Annotated in this window: 23 protein-coding genes and 1 tRNA gene; 19 read left to right on the top strand and 5 right to left on the bottom strand. The window is 49.4% G+C overall.

Annotated elements, in window-relative coordinates; translation table 11 throughout:
* Positions 1-4: 4 nt before the first annotated feature.
* Genes GZ59_RS08795 through yejF form a run of 3 tightly spaced genes read left to right on the top strand, consistent with a single transcriptional unit; the run spans position 5 to position 3742 of the window.
* The gene (locus GZ59_RS08795; RefSeq protein WP_039291228.1) at positions 5-1102 is read left to right on the top strand and encodes a microcin C ABC transporter permease YejB; all 1098 of its coding nucleotides are present in this window, start codon (positions 5-7) and stop codon (positions 1100-1102) included.
* Positions 1099-2124, top strand: coding sequence for an ABC transporter permease (locus tag GZ59_RS08790; RefSeq protein WP_011094275.1), 1026 nt, complete (start codon positions 1099-1101; stop codon positions 2122-2124). The genes GZ59_RS08795 and GZ59_RS08790 overlap by 4 nt, the downstream gene beginning before the upstream one ends.
* Position 2125: 1 nt before the next feature.
* Positions 2126-3742: a microcin C ABC transporter ATP-binding protein YejF gene (yejF, locus tag GZ59_RS08785; protein ID WP_011094276.1), complete on the top strand. Its 1617-nt coding sequence runs from the start codon at positions 2126-2128 to the stop codon at positions 3740-3742.
* 40 nt (positions 3743-3782) lie between these two features.
* Here yejF and GZ59_RS08780 read toward each other — a convergent pair whose 3' ends face one another.
* The 3 genes from GZ59_RS08780 to rsuA form a co-directional block, all read right to left on the bottom strand.
* Positions 3783-4127 carry a YejG family protein gene (locus tag GZ59_RS08780; RefSeq protein WP_011094277.1) on the bottom strand — a complete coding sequence of 115 codons (345 nt, stop codon included), beginning with the start codon at positions 4125-4127 and terminating at the stop codon, positions 3783-3785.
* A 387-nt stretch (positions 4128-4514) separates the two neighbouring features.
* Positions 4515-5705 carry a Bcr/CflA family multidrug efflux MFS transporter gene (locus GZ59_RS08775; protein ID WP_011094278.1) on the bottom strand — a complete coding sequence of 397 codons (1191 nt, stop codon included), beginning with the start codon at positions 5703-5705 and terminating at the stop codon, positions 4515-4517.
* Positions 5706-5745: 40 nt separating this feature from the next.
* The gene (gene rsuA, locus GZ59_RS08770; protein WP_011094279.1) at positions 5746-6441 is read right to left on the bottom strand and encodes a 16S rRNA pseudouridine(516) synthase RsuA; all 696 of its coding nucleotides are present in this window, start codon (positions 6439-6441) and stop codon (positions 5746-5748) included.
* Between the two features lie 214 nt (positions 6442-6655).
* Between rsuA and GZ59_RS08765 the strand changes: the two genes are divergently transcribed.
* From GZ59_RS08765 to GZ59_RS08750, 4 genes are all read left to right on the top strand, one after another.
* Positions 6656-6895: a YecH family metal-binding protein gene (locus GZ59_RS08765; protein WP_011094280.1), complete on the top strand. Its 240-nt coding sequence runs from the start codon at positions 6656-6658 to the stop codon at positions 6893-6895.
* Positions 6896-6897: 2 nt separating this feature from the next.
* Positions 6898-8658, top strand: a complete 1761-nt coding sequence (gene radD, locus GZ59_RS08760; protein ID WP_011094281.1) for a DNA repair helicase RadD — start codon at positions 6898-6900, stop codon at positions 8656-8658.
* Between the two features lie 330 nt (positions 8659-8988).
* Positions 8989-9273: a 50S ribosomal protein L25 gene (rplY, locus tag GZ59_RS08755; protein ID WP_011094282.1), complete on the top strand. Its 285-nt coding sequence runs from the start codon at positions 8989-8991 to the stop codon at positions 9271-9273.
* 99 nt (positions 9274-9372) lie between these two features.
* Positions 9373-10521 (top strand): acetyltransferase domain-containing protein, encoded by a 1149-nt coding sequence (locus GZ59_RS08750; protein ID WP_011094283.1) that lies wholly within the window; start codon positions 9373-9375, stop codon positions 10519-10521.
* Positions 10522-10604: 83 nt separating this feature from the next.
* Here the strand turns inward: GZ59_RS08750 and yejK are convergent, their stop codons facing one another.
* Positions 10605-11615, bottom strand: a complete 1011-nt coding sequence (gene yejK / locus GZ59_RS08745; protein ID WP_011094284.1) for a nucleoid-associated protein YejK — start codon at positions 11613-11615, stop codon at positions 10605-10607.
* A gap of 202 nt (positions 11616-11817) precedes the next feature.
* Here yejK and GZ59_RS08740 point away from each other — a divergent pair, with 202 nt between their 5' ends.
* The 6 genes from GZ59_RS08740 (at position 11818) to GZ59_RS08715 (ending at position 16755) form a co-directional block, all read left to right on the top strand.
* On the top strand, positions 11818-12048 hold the full coding sequence (locus GZ59_RS08740; protein ID WP_011094285.1) for a YejL family protein: 231 nt from the start codon (positions 11818-11820) through the stop codon (positions 12046-12048).
* A 14-nt stretch (positions 12049-12062) separates the two neighbouring features.
* Positions 12063-13811, top strand: coding sequence for an LPS biosynthesis-modulating metalloenzyme YejM (gene yejM, locus GZ59_RS08735; protein ID WP_011094286.1), 1749 nt, complete (start codon positions 12063-12065; stop codon positions 13809-13811).
* A gap of 77 nt (positions 13812-13888) precedes the next feature.
* Positions 13889-13965 (top strand) — tRNA-Pro (locus GZ59_RS08730).
* A gap of 187 nt (positions 13966-14152) precedes the next feature.
* Complete coding sequence (locus GZ59_RS08725) at positions 14153-15403, top strand: integrase domain-containing protein (protein ID WP_011094287.1); 1251 nt, start codon at positions 14153-14155, stop codon at positions 15401-15403.
* A 146-nt stretch (positions 15404-15549) separates the two neighbouring features.
* Positions 15550-16434, top strand: a complete 885-nt coding sequence (locus tag GZ59_RS08720) for a hypothetical protein (protein WP_011094288.1) — start codon at positions 15550-15552, stop codon at positions 16432-16434.
* 105 nt (positions 16435-16539) lie between these two features.
* Positions 16540-16755 (top strand): helix-turn-helix transcriptional regulator, encoded by a 216-nt coding sequence (locus GZ59_RS08715; RefSeq protein ID WP_010286533.1) that lies wholly within the window; start codon positions 16540-16542, stop codon positions 16753-16755.
* A gap of 138 nt (positions 16756-16893) precedes the next feature.
* On the opposite strand, the gene GZ59_RS08710 is transcribed toward GZ59_RS08715, so the two are convergent.
* Positions 16894-17085, bottom strand: a complete 192-nt coding sequence (locus GZ59_RS08710) for a YlcI/YnfO family protein (RefSeq protein ID WP_039291225.1) — start codon at positions 17083-17085, stop codon at positions 16894-16896.
* Between the two features lie 189 nt (positions 17086-17274).
* Here GZ59_RS08710 and GZ59_RS08705 point away from each other — a divergent pair, with 189 nt between their 5' ends.
* From GZ59_RS08705 to GZ59_RS08685, 6 genes are all read left to right on the top strand, one after another.
* Positions 17275-17475 (top strand): host cell division inhibitor Icd-like protein, encoded by a 201-nt coding sequence (locus GZ59_RS08705; protein ID WP_039291223.1) that lies wholly within the window; start codon positions 17275-17277, stop codon positions 17473-17475.
* Positions 17468-17635, top strand: coding sequence for a hypothetical protein (locus GZ59_RS23715; RefSeq protein ID WP_162837369.1), 168 nt, complete (start codon positions 17468-17470; stop codon positions 17633-17635). The genes GZ59_RS08705 and GZ59_RS23715 overlap by 8 nt, the downstream gene beginning before the upstream one ends.
* A complete protein-coding gene (locus GZ59_RS08700) occupies positions 17632-20238 on the top strand; it encodes a TOPRIM and DUF927 domain-containing protein (RefSeq protein WP_011094290.1) in 2607 nt (868 codons plus the stop codon). Before GZ59_RS23715 ends, GZ59_RS08700 begins: the two co-directional genes overlap by 4 nt.
* Positions 20239-21026: 788 nt before the next feature.
* Positions 21027-22052 carry a DUF5677 domain-containing protein gene (locus GZ59_RS08695; RefSeq protein ID WP_011094292.1) on the top strand — a complete coding sequence of 342 codons (1026 nt, stop codon included), beginning with the start codon at positions 21027-21029 and terminating at the stop codon, positions 22050-22052.
* A 227-nt stretch (positions 22053-22279) separates the two neighbouring features.
* Entirely contained in the window at positions 22280-22525 is a 246-nt protein-coding gene (gene relB, locus GZ59_RS08690; RefSeq protein WP_010286544.1) for a type II toxin-antitoxin system RelB family antitoxin, read from the top strand.
* On the top strand, positions 22515-22799 hold the full coding sequence (locus GZ59_RS08685; protein ID WP_011094293.1) for a type II toxin-antitoxin system RelE/ParE family toxin: 285 nt from the start codon (positions 22515-22517) through the stop codon (positions 22797-22799). The genes relB and GZ59_RS08685 overlap by 11 nt, the downstream gene beginning before the upstream one ends.
* Positions 22800-22805: the final 6 nt, after the last annotated feature.

Genomic DNA, 22805 nt, shown 5'->3' with positions numbered 1-22805 from the left:
CAAAATGGGAACGTATCTGTTACGCCGCCTCTTGCTGGTCATTCCAACCCTGTGGGCGATTATCACGATTAACTTCTTCATTGTACAAATTGCTCCCGGCGGCCCTGTCGATCAAGCTATCGCAGCGATCGAAATGGGACACGGCAGCGGCTATACCGCCAATAGCGGAATGGATGCAGGAATGGCACGCACTGGCACCAGCGGCGCGCCCAATATCGAAAACGCTTACCGAGGCTCACGCGGGCTTGACCCGGAAGTCATCGAAGAAATCACTAAACGCTATGGCTTCGATAAACCAATCCATGAGCGCTATTTTAAACTGCTGTGGGATTACGTACGTTTTGACTTCGGCGACAGCCTGTTTCGTGGCTCTTCGGTGATGCAGCTCATTAAGGAAAGCATGCCGGTTTCGATTACGCTGGGGCTATGGAGTACGCTGATTATCTACCTGGTTTCCATTCCACTTGGCATCAAAAAAGCGGTGAAGAACGGCACACCGTTCGATACCTGGAGCAGTACATTAATCATCGTCGGGTATGCCATTCCGGCGTTTTTGTTTGCGATTATTTTAATTATGCTGTTCGCAGGCGGCAGTTATCTAGACTGGTTCCCACTTCGAGGACTGATCTCCAGCAATTTTGATACCCTGCCGTGGTACAGCAAGATTACCGATTATTTGTGGCATATCGCGCTACCGGTAGTAGCTTCCGTGATTGGCGGTTTTGCTACCCTCACGATGCTCACTAAGAACTCCTTTATGGATGAGATTCGTAAGCAATACGTTGTTACCGCACGCGCTAAAGGGCTGGATGAAAAAAGCATCCTCTATCGGCATGTGTTCCGTAATGCCATGCTGCTGGTGATTGCTGGCTTCCCTGCCACGTTTATCAGCATGTTTTTCACTGGTTCGCTGCTGATTGAGGTGATGTTTTCTCTCAACGGGCTGGGTCTGTTGGGCTATGACGCCACGCTGCAACGTGATTATCCCGTCATGTTCGGCACGCTGTATATCTTCACGCTGATCGGTTTATTGTTGAATATCGTCAGTGACATAACCTATACACTGGTGGATCCGCGTATCGATTTTGAGGGACGCCAATGAGCCGATTAAGCCCGATCAATCAGGCGCGCTGGGCGCGTTTTAAAAGTAATCGTCTCGGTTACTGGTCGCTGTGGATTTTCATGGTGCTGTTTATTCTCAGCCTGTTTTCCGAACTGATCGCCAATGACAAACCGCTGCTGGTGAAATATGACCGTCAGCTCTATACGCCTGTCCTTATTGATCACAGCGAGAGAACGTTCGGCGGACAGTTAGATACCACGGCTGATTTTCGTGACCCTTATATCGCCGAACGTATCAGCAACCACGGTTGGGCCATCTGGCCACTGATTCGCTACAGCTATGCCACCATAAACTATGCCACCACGGTGTCTTTCCCATCGGCACCCTCCTGGCAGAATTGGCTGGGTACGGACAGCCAGGGGAAAGACGTAGTCGCACAGGTACTTTATGGCTTCCGTATCTCACTGCTGTTCGGTCTGGCGCTCACAATACTGTCGAGCGTGATTGGTATTATCGTAGGCGCAACACAGGGCTATTACGGCGGACGTTTTGACCTATGGGGCCAACGCTTTATCGAAGTCTGGTCCGGCATGCCGACGCTGTTTCTCATCATCCTACTGTCCAGCGTGATTCAGCCGGACTTCTGGTGGCTACTGGCGATTACCGTACTTTTCGGCTGGATGAGTCTGGTTGGTGTGGTCCGGGCAGAGTTTTTGCGTACTCGAAATTTTGACTATATTCGCGCCGCGCAGGCAATGGGCGTCAGCGATCGTGCCATTATGTTCCGCTGCATGCTGCCAAACGCGATGGTTGCGACGCTGACCTATCTGCCCTTTATTCTCTGCGGCTCGATTACCACACTGACATCGCTGGATTTCCTCGGTTTTGGTCTGCCAATGGGCTCACCATCATTAGGTACTTTATTGCTGGAAGGGAAAAATAACCTTCAGGCACCGTGGCTGGGTATTACCGTGTTTATGGTACTTTCCATCGTGCTTTCCTTACTCATTTTTATCGGCGAAGCGGTGCGCGACGCCTTTGACCCCAGCAAGGCGCATTAATATGTCCAGTTCACCTTTATTGCAGATAGATGATCTCAGCATTGCCTTCCGCAAAGGCGATCAGGAGCAGCGTGTTGTCGACCAGCTTTCACTGGCGGTGAATGCGGGTGAGACGCTGGCGCTGGTCGGCGAGTCAGGTTCGGGGAAAAGCGTCACTGCACTGTCGGTTTTACGCTTGCTCCCTTCCCCACCCGTGGTTTATCCGCAGGGAGATATCCGCTTTGCGGGGCAATCGCTGCTACATGCCGATGAAAAAACACTGCGTCAGATACGCGGTAACCGAATTGCGATGATCTTTCAGGAACCGATGGTGTCGCTTAACCCCCTGCAAAGCATTGAGAAACAGCTAATTGAAGTGCTTTCGCTCCATTGTGGCATGCGCACCGAGGCGGCCCGTAGCGAAGTCATCTCCTGTCTGGATCGCGTGGGTATTCGGCAGGCTAAAAGCCGATTGAATGATTTCCCACACCAGCTTTCCGGCGGGGAACGCCAGCGCGTCATGATTGCAATGGCGCTGCTGACTCAGCCCGATTTACTCATTGCTGATGAGCCGACAACAGCACTGGACGTTACCGTTCAGGCGCAAATACTGAAATTGCTGAACGAGCTGAAGCGGGAAATGGGGATGAGCTTACTGTTCATCACCCACGATCTGAATATCGTCCGTCAATTGGCGGATAACGTGTCGGTTATGAAATCGGGTAAAGCCGTGGAGCACAACAGCTGTCAGCAGCTTTTCAGCGCTCCGCAGCATCCTTACACACGCCAATTACTGGACGCAGAGCCATCAGGCGAGCCGCTTCCGGTAGAGGATGACGGTGGCCCCCTCCTGCGGGTGGAGCATTTGCACGTTTCATTCCCTATCAAACGCGGCCTTTTGCGCCGTACCGTTGACGAAAAGCAGGTCGTTAATAATATTAGTTTCACCTTACGGCGCGGTGAAAGCCTGGGTTTGGTAGGGGAATCGGGTTCAGGGAAAAGCACTACCGGATTAGCGCTACTTCGCCTGATTCAATCACGCGGTGATATCTGGTTTGATGGTCAACCCTTGCAAGGGCTAACCCGTAAGCAAATGCTGCCCTTCCGTCACCGGATTCAGGTCGTTTTTCAGGACCCGAACTCCGCGCTGAACCCACGGCTGAATGTGGAGCAAATCATTGCTGAGGGATTGATCGTTCATCACAAATTGAGTAAAGAGGCGCAAGAACAACGCGTGGTGGCGGTGATGCAGGAAGTCGGGCTGGATCCCACCACTCGTTACCGTTATCCCTCCGAGTTTTCCGGCGGTCAGCGCCAGCGTATCGCTATCGCTCGGGCACTAATACTGCAACCGGAACTGCTGATTCTCGATGAACCTACGTCGTCGCTGGACAGAACGGTTCAGGCGCAAATTCTGGCCCTGCTGAAGTCATTACAGGAAAAGCACAAAATCGCCTACCTGTTCATCAGCCATGATTTACAAGTTATCCGCTCACTGTGTCATCAGGTTATCGTGTTACGACAGGGTGAAGTCGTCGAACAGGGGGAGTGTAAACAGGTATTCACGCATCCTGCCGAGCATTACACGCGGGAGCTGCTACAGTTTTCATCTGGCATGACGGAAACGCAATCGGCATAAACGAGGAAGTGCCGCAGCGCCAGTCTACTGGCGCTGCGGTTTAAAAAGGATACTGTGCCGATACAGATTCAGCAATAGCGACACCGACATTTTTCAGACGGCACATTGCTGTACTTTCATCATTGCGATGTAAAAACAGACACGGTTCGCTTTCCCATTCCAGAACGGCGCATTCAACCTGTATTTCAAACAGGGATTGATTCAGCTGGCGCATGATTTCCCATGCGATATCGCCATCATGACTCAACAATTTGAGACCAATCAGGTTATTGTCTTCTTCTCTGCCGCTCAGCGGAATCGGTTCAACATTGATACCTGCAAAACCCGATAACCAGCGATAACTTTGCGGCAAACGATGAACCACCGAAAGTTGAAAACTGTCCACTACTGTTTTCCTCAGGTAAAAATTCACAAAATAGCAACATATTTATCATAGTAGCGTGTTCGCGCCATTTCCCGCCACTTTTCGTGAACAAAAAAACAACAAACACATATTTTGCATATCGTGGTAGTGGCTAACTAACCTGATTGCAAGCGCTATTAATGCCAAACTGATCACGAATCGCTCTTCTTTTCCGGCTATATGTAACCTTTTCCATTTAATATCTCAACTCCTTTCAGCTTATTTATTCACTTTTTAGTAAAATATTTTACATTGGCAAAACAAAGGAGAATGGCAGGCTATCGCTGTCAAAAGGAAAATGAGGAATATAAGAGAAGAACAAACTCAGGTGCAGGCACATCTTACCTGCATCTGAAAAGAAGGGGAAAATCAGGACCCTGGGGAACGGTGCGCGTACAGATACAGCAGAAATGCTCCGATCGAACAGAGCGCCATAGATAGTACCATCGGCCAAGCGCTGCTGAATGAAGCCAGTGAGAGGACAACACCTACAATCGCACCAAGACCAAAGCGTAGCGTGCCAGCCAACGACGATGCCGTCCCTGCCATATGAGGGAAATCATCAAGAATAACTGCCATCGCATTCGACGCCACCATCGCAATACAGCCAACAAACAGCGCCACACCAAACACCAGCGGTAAGAAGCCGAGATCGAACAGACAGACAACCACCAAAAATATTCCCATCACAAACTGAATGACCAGCCCTGTGCGGAACATCGCCATAGCACCCAGTCGTCGTACATTACGGCTGTTAAACAGCGTCACCACGAACAGAAAAATGACGTTCAGGGCAAAGTAATAGCCAAAATTCTGAGGAGAAACGCCATACAGGTTGATGTACACAAACGGCCCGGCACTCAGGAAGGAGAACATGCCGCAAAACGAAAGCCCGCTCGCCACCATATAGCTAAACACCCGCTTGTGGCGGAACAGAATAGCGAAATTCCCGATGGTGGTGCGCAGATGAAATTTCTGTCGTTTCGCTGGCGGTAAGGTTTCTTTGATAAAAAAGAAAATCAGCGCTGACGCCAGAAACGCCGCGGCAGAGATCGTCCAGAAAATGGAATGCCAGCTAAACCACAGCAGCAACCAGCCACCGGCAATCGGTGCAATTAAGGGGGCAACAGTCATCACCAGCACGACAAACGACATCATGCGAGAAAAATCATCCCGCGAGAACATATCGCGCATCAGTGCATTAATAACAACCGCCGCGGCGGCGGCAGAAACACCGTGCAGAAAACGCATATAGATCAGCTGCTCTACCGTTTGCGCCAGCGCACAGGCCACGCCTGCGAACGCAAAAACCAGCGTACCGCCGAGAATGACAGGTTTACGCCCTAGGCTGTCCGCCATCGGTCCGTAGAACATCTGGCCAATAGCAAAACCCAACACGTAAGCACTGAGCGTCATTTGGACATGCCCATCGCCCACGCCAAACTCGTTAGCAATGGTCGGCAACGCCGGTAAATACATATCGATAGCTAACGGCATTAGCATCGAAATCAGGCCAAGAATAAAAATCAGCCCGAGATGAGAAGAACGGCGTAATTGCACTAATAACTCCAGATTAGAAAGAAGGTCGTTCTGAATAGTATTATTTTACGCTGGCGACCTCTTCAGCACTTAACTCGCGGAATTCTCCCGGTTCCAGCTCGCTATCCAAACAGATACCACCGATCCGCTCACGGTGTAGCTCCACAACGCGATTGCCCACCGCAGCAAACATCCTTTTCACCTGATGATAGCGACCTTCGCTAATCGTCAACCGAACAACATGATCCGTTATCTTCTCAAGCGTAGCGGGTTTAGTAAGATTCTTCTCGTTATGCAGCTGTACACCCACCGTAAATTGCTCTGCGGTATCCTCAGCCAGCGGCAACTCCAGCGTCACCAGATAGGTTTTTTCACACTCATGTTTAGGTGAGGTAATACGATGCGACCATTGCCCATCGTCAGTTAACAGCACCAGCCCTGTGGTATCGATATCCAAACGCCCTGCGGCATGCAGTTTGTACGCCACCGGCACATCCATAAAATAAAGAATGGTCGGATGATCGGGATCGTCAGTTGAACAAACGTAGCCCTGAGGCTTATTCAACATGAAATAACGTGGGCCGTTTTGCTGTTTCAACGGGTTACCATCAAATTCAACGTTATGCTCAGGGGATAACTTGAACGCACCGCTTTTTACCACTTCGCCATCTACGGTAACACGCTGTGCGTGGAGCTCGCGCGCCACCAGTGAACGACTAATTTCCAGCTGTTGGGATAAAAATTTGTCCAATCGCATTAAAACTGACTACCTATTTCAAAGAAATGCCGGTCTCAAATTGTGAGGCCCTAAATTGTGAGAGGATAGTATACCGAGGCTTTGCCCGCTCGTCCTGCAATTCACCGCCTGTATGTTGCTCTTTTTAGCCAACCCTCATGCTGCGCGCCCCTCGCACTGGGTACTATCAACAGGCATAATAAGGGCAATTTTTTACATTTTAAGGACAATCCTCATGTCATCTATTCACGGCCATGAAGTTTTGCAAATGATGCTCGCGTCCGGTGAGTCATTTACCACTGAACAACTGATTACCACCATAGAAACCCGCTTCGGCAACGCAGCGCGTTTTCATACCTGCTCCGCCGAAAACATGACAGCCTCAATGCTGGTGCAATTTCTGTCTGAACGCGGAAAATTTATCCCGCACGATGCTGGTTTCACCACCAGCGCCAGTAAAATCTGCCAGCACTAGCGATGTCATTCACACTACGGCCTTACCAGCGTGAGGCTGTTTCCGCCACACTCGACTATTTTCGGCATCATACCCAACCGGCCGTCATCGTTTTGCCCACCGGCGCGGGGAAAAGTCTGGTCATCGCCGAACTGGCGCGGCTTGCTCGTGGTCGTGTGCTGGTGCTCGCCCACGTCAAGGAACTAGTCGCGCAAAACCACGCCAAATACTGCGCCTGGGATTTGGAAGCGGATATATTCGCGGCGGGGCTGCAACAGCGAGAGAGCAGGGGAAAAGTGGTCTTTGGCAGCGTGCAGTCCGTCGCACGTAACCTCGATCAGTTCGATAACGCCTTCTCTCTGCTGATCATCGATGAATGTCACCGTATCAGCGACGACAATGATAGCCAATATCAACAAATCATCCAGCACCTGCAAAAAACCAATCCACAGCTGCGGCTACTCGGCCTAACTGCGACGCCCTATCGGCTTGGCAAAGGCTGGATATATCAGTACCACTATCACGGCATGATGCGTGGCGACGAGCGTTGTTTGTTCCGCGACTGCATCTATGAGCTACCGCTGCGCTATATGATCAAGCATGGCTTTCTGGTGCCGCCTGACCGACTGGATATGCCAGTGGTGCAATATGATTTCAGTAAGCTTGTCGCCCGCAGCAACGGATTATTCAGCGAAGCTGACCTAAATCTCGAACTTAAACGCCAACAGCGCATTACGCCGCACATCATCAGCCAGGTTGTCGATTATGCGCAAACGCGACGCGGTGTGATGATTTTTGCGTCTACCGTCGAGCATGCCAAAGAAATTGCAGCGTTGTTACCCGCAGGTCAGGCTGCACTGGTCAGCGGCGATACCCCACCTGCCGAGCGTGATGCGTTGATTGACGCCTTTAAACAGCAGTCGTTGCGATACTTGGTCAACGTGGCGGTACTGACGACCGGTTTTGATGCCCCACATGTCGATCTTATCGCCATTCTACGTCCGACAGAGTCCGTAAGCCTCTATCAGCAAATTGTCGGGCGCGGTTTACGTTTGTATCCGGGAAAAGCAGACTGTCTGATACTGGATTACGCAGGTAACCCACACGACCTCTACACCCCAGAAGTAGGCAACAGCAAACCCCATGCTGGCAGCCAGCCGGTGCAAGTTTTCTGCCCTGAGTGTGGTTTTGCTAACCTGTTCTGGGGCAAAACCACCCCGGATGGCGATATCATCGAACACTATGGCCGCCGCTGCCAAGGCTGGGAAATGGCAGAAAACGGCCAACGTCAGCAGTGTAATTTCCGGTTTCGGTTTAAAGTCTGTCCACACTGTGGGGCAGAAAACGACATTGCCGCACGGCGCTGCAACCAGTGCGACGAGGTATTAGTCGACCCCGACGACATGTTGAAAGCCGCACTGAAACTGAAAAATGCGCTGGTTTTACGCTGTAGCGGCATGAGCTTCGAACAGGGGCAAGATGCAAAAGGTGAATGGCTGAAAATAACCTACCATGATGAGGAAGGTGCTGACGTTAGCGAGCGTTTCCGCCTGCACTCCACCGCACAACGCCACGTTTTCCTGCAACAGTTTTTACGTGTTCATCAACGCGCACCGGGAACGCCATTTAACTGGCAGAATGCCGCCGACGTCATCGCACAGCAGATATCTTTACGCGCACCCGACTTTGTCGTCGCGCGTAAAAACGGGAGATTCTGGCAAATACGTGAAAAGCTCTTTGATTATCAGGGGCGCTTTCGCCGCGCCAATGAACTCCGCGGCTAAGGTATACTCTAAATAATTCGAGTTTCAGGCAGCCGGCAAGTGAGGGACAAATTCGTCGGGAACGAATTTGACCAGCCAACAGCTGGCCTCCGGTGAGAGACAGGATGTCTCTCATTTAATCCCGATGAGCTTACTCTGGTAAGTGATTCGGGTGACAGAACGCTGCCAACGCACATGAAACTTGAAGTATGACGAGTAATGTTGGGATTCATTTGCCCACGAAGCCATATTCCGCTAGAATTTAGCCCGCTTTTGTCCGCAAAAGCTGGATAACCCAACCTGCTGCTGGGTCGCCTGTAGCAGGATTACTTTATATAAGTAGAGAAGAAAATGATTACTATCAAAGCAGAAGCACGTCAAGGTCAGGGTAAGGGTGCGAGCCGCCGCCTGCGTTCCGCTGGTAAATTCCCAGCCATCGTTTACGGTGGTTCAGAAGCACCAGTATCTATCGAACTAGATCACGATTCAGTAAAAAACCAAGAAGTGAAAGAAGGCTTCTACGGTGAAACACTGATCCTGTCTATCGATGGCAAAGAAGTTCAAGTTAAAGTTCAGGCTGTACAACGTCACGTTTACAAGCCTAAACTGACTCACATCGACTTCGTTCGCGTTTAGTTTGCACTGAAGTCGTTTTCCGGGACGCCGGGAAAGAAGAACGCCGCTTATGCGGCGTTTTTTTTATAAAAATTTATTCATTCACAAAGGAATGTGAACATGTCTCGAGATATCTCTCAGCGACTTCTCGCTATCGATGCTCTGCGCGGTCTGGTGATGGTACTTATGCTACTAGACCATGTGCGCGAAACCTTTTATTTACACCTGCAACTCGCCGATCCCATTGATGTCACCAGCACTGATCCTATGCTATTCATCAATCGTACGCTGGCGCACCTGTGTGCTCCCGTGTTTGTCTTTTTAACCGGACTCTCTGCGGCACTTTATCATCAGAAAGTGCAAAATCGTCGGCAAACTGCCCTCTTCCTGTTCCAACGCGGCTTAATTCTCATTCTTCTTGAAGTCACGTTGATCAACTTTGCGTGGACGTTCCAATTCCCACCGCAGGTCATCTATTTGCAGGTGATTTGGGCAATCGGCATGAGTATGCTCGCTCTCAGCGCGCTAATCTGGCTACCTGCTAGCTTGGTTTTCATATTGGGTATTGTTATCGTGGGTGGGCATAATCTGCTGGACCCTCTGCATGCATCCGCAGGTTCCATTTGGTCCATTCCCTGGGCAGTTCTGCACGATCGCGGTTGGATAGCAATCAGCGAAACGTTCCGTATGCGTACTTCATATCCGATACTTCCCTGGATTGGCGTCATTTCACTTGGCTACGCGGCAGGATCACTATACCGAAAAGACGTCTTTCCGCTTCAGCGGCAGAAAGTCTTGCTCGCTCTAGCCGGAACCACGTTAGCGCTGTTTTTCATACTACGTAGTATCAATCTGTATGGCGATAAACCCTGGCAACAGAGTGAAACCATCACGCAGACACTCATGAGTTATTTCAACATCACGAAATACCCGCCATCGCTGCTGTTTCTCTGCCTAACCCTTAGCATAGGGTTTTGCCTGCTCGCTCTGTTTGAGCGTCAGCAACAGAAGCGCTGGCTTGTTATGTTGGCGAATTTCGGTGCCGCACCGATGTTTTTCTACTTATTGCATCTTTATGTTTTAAAAGGCATGTATTTAACCGCTGTTGCGATCTGGGGGGAAAATCAAGGTGAATGGTTCGGCTTTTCCGCCGTTTGGCAATTGTGGGTTTGTACCTTGGTGCTGATGGTCGCGTTATTTTCGCCCGTTCGTGCGTTTGCCCGTTTAAAAGCCCGCCGCAGAGACATCCGCTGGCTCAAATATTTCTAATTGTTATCATTTCCAAACGAGATCAGCTACTGCCCTTTTCCTGACGATAAGAAAAAGGGCAGCGTCGCCTTTTGGCTCGATTTCTACTGCTTACCACCACTCGTCCGACGCTGTAACTGATCGCGTAGATTCGGCGGCGTGCCTTTAATCGTCAACGTATCTGTAGCCGGATCCCAGAAAATCCGCTCGCCAAGTAATAAGGCATCAAAGTTCAGGCTAATGCCGCCACCGCTGCCAGCAAATTTGGTCAACTGACGCAGTGTCCCGCGATCGGCAGGGAAGCTCTCTTCCAGCTCATAGCCCTGATCGGCTGAAAACTGCTGAAAGGTTTTCTCGCCCAGGGGTGGCAGTTCCTGAGACAGCGATGCCAGCTCGATTTCCTCACCAGACTGCAACTGCTCAGTACAGTAGCTATGCACCTGCTGGCGATAATTCTGGCGCTCGTTTTTATCTAACTGCGCCTCATCACAATACTCATCAACCGCTTTCAGCAGGCCACGGTTTTGTGCTTTGGTATCCAGCCCTTCTGACGCGGCCAGGAAATCCATGAAAAAGTCAGACACTTTACGCCCGACGCGCCCTTTCAGGAACGTCAGATAGCGTGTGGATTCAGGGTTAGTTTCCCATTCAGTCAGATCGATACGAGCAATGATATCCGCGTGATTGATATCCAGATAGTGTGTGGTGCTGATATCCAACTGCTCATTAACCCGCATGCTGTTGCAGCTATTAAGCACCGATATCAGCAAATATTCGACGGCAAGATAGCGGTACTGGCAGAACAACACGATGCCACCTTCGGCAAACGGGTACTTCGCCAGTTCGTCACGCAGACGCCCAGTCGCGGCGCGTGAGAAACTCAGAAAGTCCTCATCCCCTTTGCGGCAAGCCCGCAGCGCATCCGCCAGCTCGCTTTGTTCATTAAACAGCCCGTAGGCCTTACTCTTGGCGCTGTAAACGCGATGCAGTTCAGCCATCATATCTTCTACTGCCGCATTGGTCGGCAGCAGAGAATCTCGCAACACCATGTCCAGCGTTTGTTCGTCACGTTTAATTAGCTGATGCAGGGCAATCTGGGCGATATCCAGACTCATGATAAACTCTCCTTTTGGCAAGGCGCGTATTCAAACACTGATACGAGCGACCCGCAACACATAAAGCTGCCCCTTTGCACCTGTACGCGCGCTGAGCGTCTACACTATTTAGTGATAAAAGTACGTTAATGATAAAAGTGCGGAAAAGCATAAGCCTATACGGTAAGATAAGCGACTTTATCCGCTTGAGATACGCCATTTTATGCCACAATCATCCCGCTATAGTGACGAACACGTTGAACAACTGCTTTCTGAGATGGTCAATGTTCTGGAAAAGCACCACGCTCCGACCGACCTTGCTTTAATGGTGCTCGGTAACATGGTGACGAACCTGATTAACACCAGCATCGCACCAGCTCAACGTCAGATTCTGGCGCGTTCTTTCGCTGAAGCCCTACAGGCTTCGATTAAAAAAGCCGATAAAGCTCACTAAATTTTGACCAACGTATGGTAACCAACCGTCAGCGCTACCGCGAAAAAGTCTCCCAGATGATCAGTTGGGGACACTGGTTCGCCTTATTCAACATTTTGCTCACTTTGGGGCTGGGTAGCCGCTACCTGTTTGTTGCCGATTGGCCAACCTCCCTGTTCGGTCGAATTTACGCGCTGGTTAGCTGGCTTGGCCATTTCAGTTTTATCGTCTTTGCCGCCTATCTGCTCGTCATCTTCCCGCTAACATTCATTGTGATGTCGCAACGCCTGCTGCGGTTCCTGTCTGCGGCGCTGGCTACAACTGGGCTGACGATACTGTTAGTCGATGTTGAAGTCTTTACGCGTTTTCACCTGCACCTCAACAGCACCGTTTGGGAGCTCGTCGTCAACCCAGGACAAGGGGAGATCGCCCGCGACTGGCAGTGGATGTTTATAGGCATTCCGTTGATTTTTATGGCGGAGATGTTGTTCGGCACCTGGTGCTGGCAAAAATTACGCAGTCTGAATCGCCGCAACTTTGGTAAACCACTGGCGGGCGTTTTCATCTCGGCGTTCTTCGCGTCGCACCTGATGTACATCTGGGCCGATGCGAATTTCTATCGCCCGATTACCATGCAACGCGCCAATCTACCGCTATCTTATCCAATGACGGCACGTCGGTTTCTGGAAAAACATGGCCTGCTGGATGCGCAGGAATATCAGCGCCGATTGACGCAACAGGGTAATCCTGAGGCGATGACGGTAGAGTATCCGCTCAATAACATCACCTTCCGCGACAACGGCAGCGGCTACAACCTTCTGATGGTGATGATCGACGATACCCAGCCTGAAGCCATACAAAACCGTATGCCTAACTTGTCGCGCTTCGCCTCAGAAAACGTGCGTTTCAGCGATCACTACGATTCGGGTTCTCAGCCAGACGCCGCCTTGTTTAATCTGTTTTACGGCCTCTCGACAACCTATATGGATGGTATCCTGAGTGCGCGTAAACCCTCAGCGTTGATCGCCGCATTAAGCCAGCAGGGTTATCAGTTTGGGCTATTTTCAGCGAACGGCTTCAACAGCCCGCTCTATCGTCAGGCGCTGCTTTCTGATTTCTCCTTGCCCGCGCCACAGCAGCAAAGCGGCGATGCCATCATCACGCAGTGGCAAGAGTGGCTCAATCGCGATAATAATCCCGCGCCTTGGTTCTCTTACGTTGAGCTGAGCAGTGCACCGAAAAATACATCCAGCAAAGACGCAGAGCCAAGCAGCCGAATGAATATTCAGGACGTTGACCGCCAGATTGGCCAAATCATTCGAACTTTGCAGGAAAAGAACATTCTGGATAACACGGTCATCATCGTGACAACCGCACAGAACCAGAATGCCAATACCAGCAACGCGGCACGTTTCACTCGCTCGCAATGGCAAACACCGCTTATTGTTCACTGGCCGAATACGCCGGCACAGACCATTACGAAAATGACGGACAACAAAGACGTCATGACTACGCTGATGCAGCGCCTGCTTCATGTTAAAAACGGCACGGATGATTATTCACAAGGTGAAGACCTGTTCTCTGCCCAACGACGCTATCCGTGGTTGATTAATGGTAATAGCGGCACGCTACTGATCACAACGCCGGAACAAATCATCGTATTGGAAAGCAACGGCAACTACCGGGCTTACGACATGGCGGGAAATCGACTGAATGATGAAAAACCGCAGCTTGCCCTGCTCTTGCAGGTACTAACGAACGAAAGGCGCTTTATTGCCAACTAACTGCTTAAATCTAAAGCAGTCGTTGTAGCTAGCTATTGCAATAAGGTCAGGAAAATGTAGTATAAATGCCATAGCATCGGCACGTAGCGCAGCCTGGTAGCGCACCGTCATGGGGTGTCGGGGGTCGGAGGTTCAAATCCTCTCGTGCCGACCAAATACAACTTCGGTTAGTATCGTTTACTACCGGAAACCCCACAGAAACCCGCATTCTCACTGAGTTTGCGGGTTTTTTGTTGCCTGTTATCTATCGGGATACCCCGTTTACAGCCGGAAATTTTGGGACTACATTTGGGACTATATTAGCGTAGTCCCATAAAACCGTAGTCCCAAAGGTAACGATCATGGCAATTCAGACAAAGCGCCTCACAAACACGGAAGTCAAAGCCGCTAAAGCAATAGACAAAGAATTGTCACTGCATGATGGAGGCGGGCTGCTATTGTTCGTCAAACCTTCCGGCACAAAGACATGGCGTTTTCGCTATTACCAGCCACAAACTAAAAAACGCACTACGTTGACGTTTGGTAGCTATCCGGCAATTTCTTTGGCTGATGCCAGGCAAATGCGGGAAGCAGCCAAAGCACTCTTAGAAAAAAGTATCGACCCACAATTCCACCAGCAACAGCAGCGCGAACAAGAACAAGCCATCAACCTAAATACATTCGCTAAAGTCTCCGCTGACTGGTACGAATTAAAAAAGTCTCAACCGCTGGCCGAGAACACCATTAAAGATATTTGGCGTTCGCTAGAAAAATACGTGTTCCCGTTCATCGGAACCTTACCGATAACCCAGCTTACCGCTCGTCACTTCATCAGCGCGCTGGAGCCGATACAGGCCAGTGGCAAACTGGAAACCGTCAAGCGGGTAAGTCAGCGAATTAACGAGGTGATGGATTATGCGGTTAACTCCGGGCTAATTCCTGCGAATCCCGCCGCCAAGATCCGCAAAGCGTTTCAGACGCCGGTGAAAACTCATATGCCGACCATTCGGCCAGAGGCATTACCTGGCTTGATGAAAACGCTATCGGTCGCCAGCATTGAGTTACAGACCCGCTTATTGATTGAATGGCAGCTACTCACCGTTACCCGCCCTGCCGAAGCCGCTGAAACCCGTTGGAGCGAGATAAACCTTAAAGATAACACCTGGACGATCCCCGCTGGCCGCATGAAGATGCGCCGTGATCACATTATTCCTCTGCCCCCGCAGGCATTAGCCATTCTGGACGCCATGAAGCCCATCAGCGGACACAGGGAATACCTGTTTCCTTCCAGTAAAGATCCCAAGCAGCCGATGAACAGCCAGACCGCTAATGCCGCATTGCGGCGTATGGGTTACAAAGGTGTACTGGTATCCCACGGCCTACGCGCCATATTCAGTACCGCCGCCAATGAAGAAGGGTTCCCGCCAGATGTGATCGAGGCCGCCCTCGCCCACGTAGACACTAACGAAGTGCGCCGTGCCTATAACCGCTCCACCTATCTGGAACAACGCAAGGTGTTGATGTGCTGGTGGGGCGAATTTGTCGAAACAGCCGCAACGGGGAAAGTGATGGCGTCGGAAGGAGCCAGAGGCTTACGCGTCGCGAATGGCTAATACTGTATTTATATACAGTTAGTTATTGATTCCTGTTAGTTGCCCTCCTAAAATGTGGTTATCCGGTGAAAACAGGCAGAACCGAGAATCCCATACCTGAATACTTTTCTCCGCAACTGGCACAAGATTCACGGATAGGGAGCATCATGAAAAAGCTGTTTAAGCTCAAAGAGTGGTTAACATTAGAAGAAACTGCCCGCAGGTTGACAACCAGCTTTCAAGAAGAAGTATCCATTGCAGACTGTCTTCAACTTGCACTTGATGGTCACATCATCATTTCAGCGCTAATAGAAAAAAACCGCTATGGTATGTGGGCTGAAAAAAGAAGCCCTCTTAGCAAAGAGCTTTTAGCAGGGTTTAACAAATTCTTATTAGAGAAAGGAGTGCTTAAGGAAAATCCTCACGTGCTGGATGATGCAGTTGAGGCAATATCAAATAGGATGCCTATACGCATGTCTCGATATGGGGAAGTATTTCGCCTTGAAACAGGCATCTATGATCTACCGATGATAGGGGCTGAAGTATTGGATGTTTTGCACCTTTGTTCTATTCACCAAGGAAGAGAGCCAGCAACCTTTATTAATCTGGATGGACCGTTTTTAATTGATGACGAACGATATATCAGCATAGTCGAACCTTTCATTGAGAAAGCTGTTGGATACAAAATGGATGACGCAGGAAAGCTAAGATTATTTGATGAAAAAAGAAAAGAATTCGTAACACCAGATAATTATCACTCATCGTTTTATCCCGCAGATGGATTACGTGATGTCGAATTTGTATTTCGGCGCGTAAATATTGAGCAGTTTGAAAAGCAGCAGTTGGATGAATATACCGATCTCAATCTGAATGAAAGCCTTTTCGTCATTGGCGCGATTATTGATGCACTAAAAAATACATCGACCAAATCAAAAAGATGGACACAAGATAGCCTGAAGCTGGAAATAGTCGAGAATACGGAGAACATCAAAAACCGCACTCTGGACAACTACTTTTCAGAAGCGAATAAGTTCTATAAATCAAACTGTTAAGTTTGCAGCGAAAATCAATTTTTCGTTGCGATGCCAATTCCCTCACTCTGTTATTGAATAGCCTCATCGACCGGATACGACCGGTCATTGATGAGGTATATCGCTATGAACCTGTTAGACAGAAAAATCCTGTTAAAGAAAGAAGTGAAAGCCATTCTGCGCGTTAGCTCAGACAGCAGCTTTCAGGAAATGATCAATGCCGGAGAATTCCCAAAAGGGTTTCGGGTTGGCTTACGGCGCGTAGGATGGTTCGAGGATGAAGTTAGCGATTGGTTAAGGCAACGCATTGCCGAACGTGACCAGCAAACCGAAACCGCATAAGCCGACACATACATTATTATTGCCGCGATAGCGGCATATCGGAATCAAAAATATGATGTTCCAAAAATCTGGCACTGGCTGGAACGGGCATTGTTACGCCCAAAATCAGCACTCCAGCTATTTAGAAAAACGCTCAAATCACGGTTTTGATTTATCGTCTTTTTCCGCTTCTAACTTACGTCCGCAGGCATCCAATACCCACGCAGAAAAATTAGCGTTGGGGTTGCCTACTTTTTCACGCGCTACGCTGGCATCAATTTCATCAATAAGTTCGTGTGGGAAACGGATTCCCTTTTTAGTGGATTTACTATTGTTATTGCCTGTAGCCATGCCTAACTCCGTTAAAGACACTGACGGTACTATGCCTGAAAAATTGAAATTTAAAGTGCTTGACGTGTGCGCACACCAAGAATTATCCTGTGCGCACACCTTGATTAAATTCAAGGTTAACATAACGAAACCCGGCAGTGCAGCAACACGTGCCGGGCTTCTGACCACAGCGTTAAAAGGAGTAACGTCATGGCTGATTCACAGTCTACCCAAACTCGCCTTAAATTTCAGTATCGCTTTCTGGTACACCCCTACTCTCCGCAGGCAAAAACATTTTGTCGTCTATCCGTTGAAGCCTATTCAGAGCAAGAAGCACGGCAAATGCTGTCTCCGTGTTTTGCATTTGCTTTCGCTGCTCGTATTCCCGTGCAGGAGGTGCGCCATGTTTGATAACACACCGCTGGAACAGGAAGAACTGATCGATCAGTGTCGTGCATTGGCTTATGCCATCGTGGAGTTAAGGGAACCACAGGCAAAAGAGATCCTGATGTTCATTCTTGCCGAACGGCTTAATGCGCTCCACCGAGCGCAGGAGGACGAAGCCGCATGAGCAACACGTTTATTCAGGACGTGCGGGCAAAAGCCAACGGCCATTGGGAAGGGATTTTGCAGCGATTAGGCATCCCGACCAATCGGCAGGAAAGTGAATGCCCCAACTGTGGCGGGAATACCCGCTACCGTTTTGACGATAAAGAAGGTCGTGGCACTTATTTTTGTTCTCACTGCGGTGCAGGAACCGGGCTGGATCTGGTGATGAAAGTGAATAAGTGTGGTGCAAGACAAGCAGCGGAACAGGTCGCCGAGGTGCTGTCGCTTCCGTTGCCCGTCATTACCCCCGCCAGTGAGAAGCCTGATAATCGCACGATTACCGAACGGGTGAATTCGCTGGTGGCGAAATCGGTATCCGGTCAATCTAACTATCTACTGAATAAGGGGCTGCAACGCCCCTCACTACTCTTAGATGATGATTCCCTGTTGCTGGTGCTGCAAAACATGGACGGAACCACCACTGGCGCACAGCTTATCAAACCTAATGGTGAGAAAAAGCTGATTGCCGGTAGCCACAAGAAAGGCGCATTCATTCCCGTTAGTACCCTACCCGAACACACAGACACGGTGATCATTGCCGAAGGATACGCCACGGCGCTTACGACATCGTTACTGATGCAAGGTGTCGCTATCAGCGCGTTAGACAGCGGGAATCTGATTCACGTTGCGCGGTCTTGTCGTACAGTCTGGCCGGACACCAAAATCATCCTGGCTGCGGACAATGACAACAAACCTGATGGTAGTAACACCGGAAAAATCGCGGCTGAAAAAGCGGCACTAGCGGTAAACGGTTGGGTGACACTCCCGCCGACAACTGAAAAAGCTGACTGGAATGATTACTACCAGCAGCATGGCGCGGCGGTATCGATATCGGCTTTTGCTGCTTCACTTTATCAGCCAGGACAAAAACAGCAGCCATCTTCCGCTTCCCCCTTAAAACCTTACGCAGATATTCGTCATGGTGGGCTGTATTGGGTAGAGCCGAAGACTGACCATGACAGCGGCGACATTATCGCGCGTGAAAGCTGGCTGTCTGATCCTATTACGGTAGCGGGTATCGGATCGGATGAATCAGAGCGTTATCTGGTTTTAAGCTGGACGCCAAGCGGTGAGAGCCAATCCCGCACCGAAGCCATTCCAATGCGAGATATTGGCGAACGTGAAGGCTGGGCGCGATTACGTGCGGGTGGGCTGGCAGTCACGGCCAAAGGCGGGTTACGGGCAATACTGGCCGATCACTTGTGTCGCAGTCATGCGGGTTGCCGCTGGGCAATCGCCAGCGCCACCGGCTGGCAACATGGGGCATACCTGATGCCGGATGGTTCCGTTATCGGTACACCAAGTATTCCCGTCTTGTTCAACGGTAAATCAGGTGCAGCCAGAGGTTATGCCACCAGCGGAACGGCGCAAAGCTGGCGTGAAAACGTCGCAGCACTGGCACAGGGTAATCCCTCCATGATGCTGGGGATCACCTGCGCCTTTGCCGCACCGCTTATCGGGCTGGTAAACGCGGACGGGTTCGGCGTCCACCTGTTTGGCGGTTCCTCTGCGGGCAAAACCACCACCGGCAATATCGCCTCTTCCGTCTATGGCGATCCTAACGCGCTTAAACTAACGTGGTATTCCACCGCGTTGGGGCTGGTGAACGAAGCCGCCGCCCATAATGACGGCTTTATGCCGTTGGATGAAATCGGGCAAGGCAGCAATCGTAAAGCCGTGGCCGATGCCGCCTATGCGCTGTTTAACGGCGTGGGTAAGATTCAGGGAGCCAGAGAAGGCGGCAACCGAGAGCTAAAACGCTGGCGGGCAATGGCGTTCAGTACCGGCGAGATCGATCTTGAAAGCTATATCCGCGCTGACGGGGGGCGGGTGAATGCCGGTCAATTGGTGCGCTTGCTGAACGTCCCAATCACCAAAGCAGCGGTATTTCATGGCTATCAGGACGGCAAAGCCCATGCCGACGCAATCCGGGATGCCAGCAACGCCCATTATGGCGCAGTTGGTCGGGCGTGGATCGCCTACCTTACCAGCCAGAAAGAAAATGCGCTGGCAACCTACCGTGAAACAGAGCGGCGCTGGTTATCACTCTTACCCGATGATGCCAGCGAACAAGTGCGGCGTGTGGCATCACGTTTTGCCGTACTGGAAGCCGCTTTGTTGCTCTCAGCCTCTTTTACCGGCTGGACGGCGCAAGAATGCCACGATGCGTTACAGCATAGCTTCTATGCCTGGGTAAATGAATTTGGCATGGGCAACCGTGAGGCCAAAGCCTGGGTAGAACAGGCCGATGCTTTTTTGCACCAGTTTGGCTACAGCCGTTATTTACCTCACCCCAACCCTGATCCACGCGATTTACCCATCAAGGATCTGGCGGGGTATCGGGTGAAAAAGCCGGGAGCCGATACACTGGTGTTTCACACCTTCCCCGCCGTGTTCAATAACGAAATTGCCGTAGGTGCGAATGCCGCCGCGTTTGCGCAGGTGCTGGCCGATGCCGGAATGCTGGATAAACCCGCCAAAGGAATTACACGTAAATCACTGCGCATTGACGGCAAGCAGCCGCGCTTTGTGGTGCTAATGACGCTCGACGACGAGGAAGAGTAAATTACGCGTAAGGTAAAATAAGGTCGGTTCGGTAGGTTCAGTCGGTTCATTTTTTTAATACATTGATTTATCGTTATTTTTATTTGAATAGTGAACCGACCCTGAACCGACTTTAGCCATTTTGAACCGACCTAACCAAACACCCCTTTTCTGGCTGGCTTGGTGAACCGACTTACACACCGCGTGAACCTACCCATAGGTCGGTTCAATTCTGAAAATAATTATCCTATCTATCAATCAGTTGATTGCGTGAACCGACTGAACCTACCGAACCGACCCACTTTTGCTTATCTATAAGAATTTGCGCACACAAAAATCATGATGGGTCAAACCATTGCCAGCAAGAAAATGCGCAAAACGGCACTGAACAAGTACGGAAAAATGCGCAACATGGTACGCAGTTGTGCACATTGCTGTGCGAACTGCGTACCTCGCTGCAACCCGCACCACGCCTCATTTTATTCAATTTGAAATCAATTTTTTGGTCGGTACGCATGTATAGAAATGCTAAGGTTTTTTGCGCAGTCGGCACGGCGGGATATGGTATGGGGAACATGCTTAAAATAGTAGATTGGGGACGGTTTCGATCTATGACCGAGTCAAACACTACTAGAGATCGGCTAAACTCGACGGTCTGCTATGTGCCCGAAGCAAACATTGATAATATTCTCGGGGGTTATATCTGTGATTGTTTTAGATAATACTATATAGCTAGACTTAAACTGGCATACTGTTTATCTTGTATTATAAATATTGCCATATGAATTTAAAACTAATCGAGAGATGACATGGATACTTTTCATAATATTTTATTTGACCACATAGAGAGTCTTTTTAATGAGAATTCTGATTTATCTAGCGACATTGACATCGAAAAGGTTATTAATATTCTAATTCCCGAAATGGCAACCATCGTTAAAAAATCTCTTATTGGCTCTACTAATACAATGCTTAGAGAACATCGTTCTCTTTCAGATGAGTTTGTTGCGAGAAATATTTCAAGATGGGCAGAAGCTTTTGATTTGCTCGAAACACTCATAGTGATATGTACGGAGTCCGGTGAAGAATTCAATAACTCTTATAGACCACAGGCTGCCTCTGAAGATGATTTAGTTTTTGATTTAGTCGTTCGACATCATGCCAGAGCTTGCCATATCGCCAACGAAATATTGTGTCTACTAAAAAATGGATTCGCAGATGCTGCTCATGCGAGATGGCGAGCACTTCATGAAGTAGCGGCTACAGCTATGTTTATAGCAAAGCATGGAAAAGAGTGTGCTGAGCGCTTTTACCAACACGAAGTGGTTGACTCATACAATGGAATGGTGGAACACAAAAAGTACGAGCACCGGTTACAAGAAAAAGGTCCAACTATTGAAGAAGTAGCTGAGTGTAAAGTTCAATTTGATCTATTAATAAAAAAATATGGTAAAAAATACGCAGATAATTATGGATGGGCATCTTATCTTTTCCCTAACCATAATAAAGTAGGATTTGGAGCCATTGAGAAAGATGTTCAGTTAGAACACATGCGTCCTTATTATAAGTGGGCGAGTCAGAATATACACACTGGCTCTAAGGCGATGAGAAATAGGCTTGGTCTCTGTGAAACTGATGAGGATATATTACTGGTCGGTCAAAGTAATTCAGGAATGACTGATCCAGCCCATGCTACTGCTATTAGTTTGATGCAGATTACTGTGACAGTTTTATTTTTAAAACCAACCATTGACCATATCGTCATTTCAAAAATAATACAGAATTATTCTCATGAAGTTGGAAATATTTTTCTTAAAATTGATAAGGGCAATTAAAAATTGCAAAAGTGATAATATGTTCTTTTTTTTTCACTAGTAATTAAATGTTTTTAAAGTTACTAGCTCACACCTATCGAACGTCCGCGCCTCGCTTAACAGACGCCAGCGGCTAATCCATACCTGCAAAGAGAACAACATTCCAGCTACCATTGAGTAGTCACTTGCCTCTCTCTTCTCACCTTATTACAATGTATACAAAACACACAATGTAGTGAGGCAACTGTATGGGTGTCATGTCCGTTCGATTGAATGATGAAACAACCGCGCAACTTGATGCGCTGGCTAAAGCCACGGGACGTACCCGCTCTTTTCTCGCTGGACAAGCCATTGAAGACTATCTTGCGCGGGAAGCCTGGCAGATAGCAGAGATCGAGCAAGCTATTAAAGAAGCCGATGCGGGCGATTTCGTCTCATCAGATGAGATGAACAATCTGTTTAAAAAGTTAGGTACGGCAAGACATGGAAATTAAATGGCTGCGTAAAGCCGCGGCCAATTTGGAAGCCGAATACTTCTATATCGCGCAAGACGATCCACAGGCTGCCAGCCAGTTTGTAGATGAAGTCCAAAGGTTAACGGAATTACTACCGCAACAGCCAGCAATGGGAAGGCCAGGCCGTGTGCCAGGAACGCGTGAGCTAGTGTTAACGCACTATCCCTACATCATCCCCTACCGCGCGAAAGATAATATGATCCAGATTCTACGCGTCTTTCATACGCACAGGCGTTTACCATCAAAATGGTGACAACCT

This window comes from Pectobacterium atrosepticum (assembly GCF_000740965.1).
GTDB classification, from domain to species: domain Bacteria; phylum Pseudomonadota; class Gammaproteobacteria; order Enterobacterales; family Enterobacteriaceae; genus Pectobacterium; species Pectobacterium atrosepticum.
The sequence above is the reverse complement of the archived record's forward strand: the minus strand, read 5'-3'. Positions and strand labels throughout refer to the sequence as shown.

Excerpts from the sequence above, each read along its gene's own strand:
- GZ59_RS08765 (WP_011094280.1), top strand. The coding sequence starts at position 6,656 with ATGTCATCTATTCACGGCCATGAAGTTTTGCAAATGATGCTCGCGTCC.
- GZ59_RS08705 (WP_039291223.1), top strand. The coding sequence starts at position 17,275 with ATGGCTGATTCACAGTCTACCCAAACTCGCCTTAAATTTCAGTATCGC.
- rplY (WP_011094282.1), top strand. The coding sequence starts at position 8,989 with ATGATTACTATCAAAGCAGAAGCACGTCAAGGTCAGGGTAAGGGTGCG.
- GZ59_RS08695 (WP_011094292.1), top strand. The coding sequence starts at position 21,027 with ATGGATACTTTTCATAATATTTTATTTGACCACATAGAGAGTCTTTTT.
- GZ59_RS08795 (WP_039291228.1), top strand. The coding sequence starts at position 5 with ATGGGAACGTATCTGTTACGCCGCCTCTTGCTGGTCATTCCAACCCTG.
- GZ59_RS08750 (WP_011094283.1), top strand. The coding sequence starts at position 9,373 with ATGTCTCGAGATATCTCTCAGCGACTTCTCGCTATCGATGCTCTGCGC.
- GZ59_RS08720 (WP_011094288.1), top strand. The coding sequence starts at position 15,550 with ATGAAAAAGCTGTTTAAGCTCAAAGAGTGGTTAACATTAGAAGAAACT.
- yejF (WP_011094276.1), top strand. The coding sequence starts at position 2,126 with ATGTCCAGTTCACCTTTATTGCAGATAGATGATCTCAGCATTGCCTTC.
- GZ59_RS08790 (WP_011094275.1), top strand. The coding sequence starts at position 1,099 with ATGAGCCGATTAAGCCCGATCAATCAGGCGCGCTGGGCGCGTTTTAAA.
- GZ59_RS08715 (WP_010286533.1), top strand. The coding sequence starts at position 16,540 with ATGAACCTGTTAGACAGAAAAATCCTGTTAAAGAAAGAAGTGAAAGCC.
- GZ59_RS08685 (WP_011094293.1), top strand. The coding sequence starts at position 22,515 with ATGGAAATTAAATGGCTGCGTAAAGCCGCGGCCAATTTGGAAGCCGAA.
- GZ59_RS08725 (WP_011094287.1), top strand. The coding sequence starts at position 14,153 with ATGGCAATTCAGACAAAGCGCCTCACAAACACGGAAGTCAAAGCCGCT.
- GZ59_RS08740 (WP_011094285.1), top strand. The coding sequence starts at position 11,818 with ATGCCACAATCATCCCGCTATAGTGACGAACACGTTGAACAACTGCTT.
- yejM (WP_011094286.1), top strand. The coding sequence starts at position 12,063 with ATGGTAACCAACCGTCAGCGCTACCGCGAAAAAGTCTCCCAGATGATC.
- relB (WP_010286544.1), top strand. The coding sequence starts at position 22,280 with ATGGGTGTCATGTCCGTTCGATTGAATGATGAAACAACCGCGCAACTT.
- GZ59_RS08700 (WP_011094290.1), top strand. The coding sequence starts at position 17,632 with ATGAGCAACACGTTTATTCAGGACGTGCGGGCAAAAGCCAACGGCCAT.
- rsuA (WP_011094279.1), bottom strand. The coding sequence starts at position 6,441 with ATGCGATTGGACAAATTTTTATCCCAACAGCTGGAAATTAGTCGTTCA.
- yejK (WP_011094284.1), bottom strand. The coding sequence starts at position 11,615 with ATGAGTCTGGATATCGCCCAGATTGCCCTGCATCAGCTAATTAAACGT.
- GZ59_RS08710 (WP_039291225.1), bottom strand. The coding sequence starts at position 17,085 with ATGGCTACAGGCAATAACAATAGTAAATCCACTAAAAAGGGAATCCGT.
- GZ59_RS23715 (WP_162837369.1), top strand. The coding sequence starts at position 17,468 with ATGTTTGATAACACACCGCTGGAACAGGAAGAACTGATCGATCAGTGT.
- radD (WP_011094281.1), top strand. The coding sequence starts at position 6,898 with ATGTCATTCACACTACGGCCTTACCAGCGTGAGGCTGTTTCCGCCACA.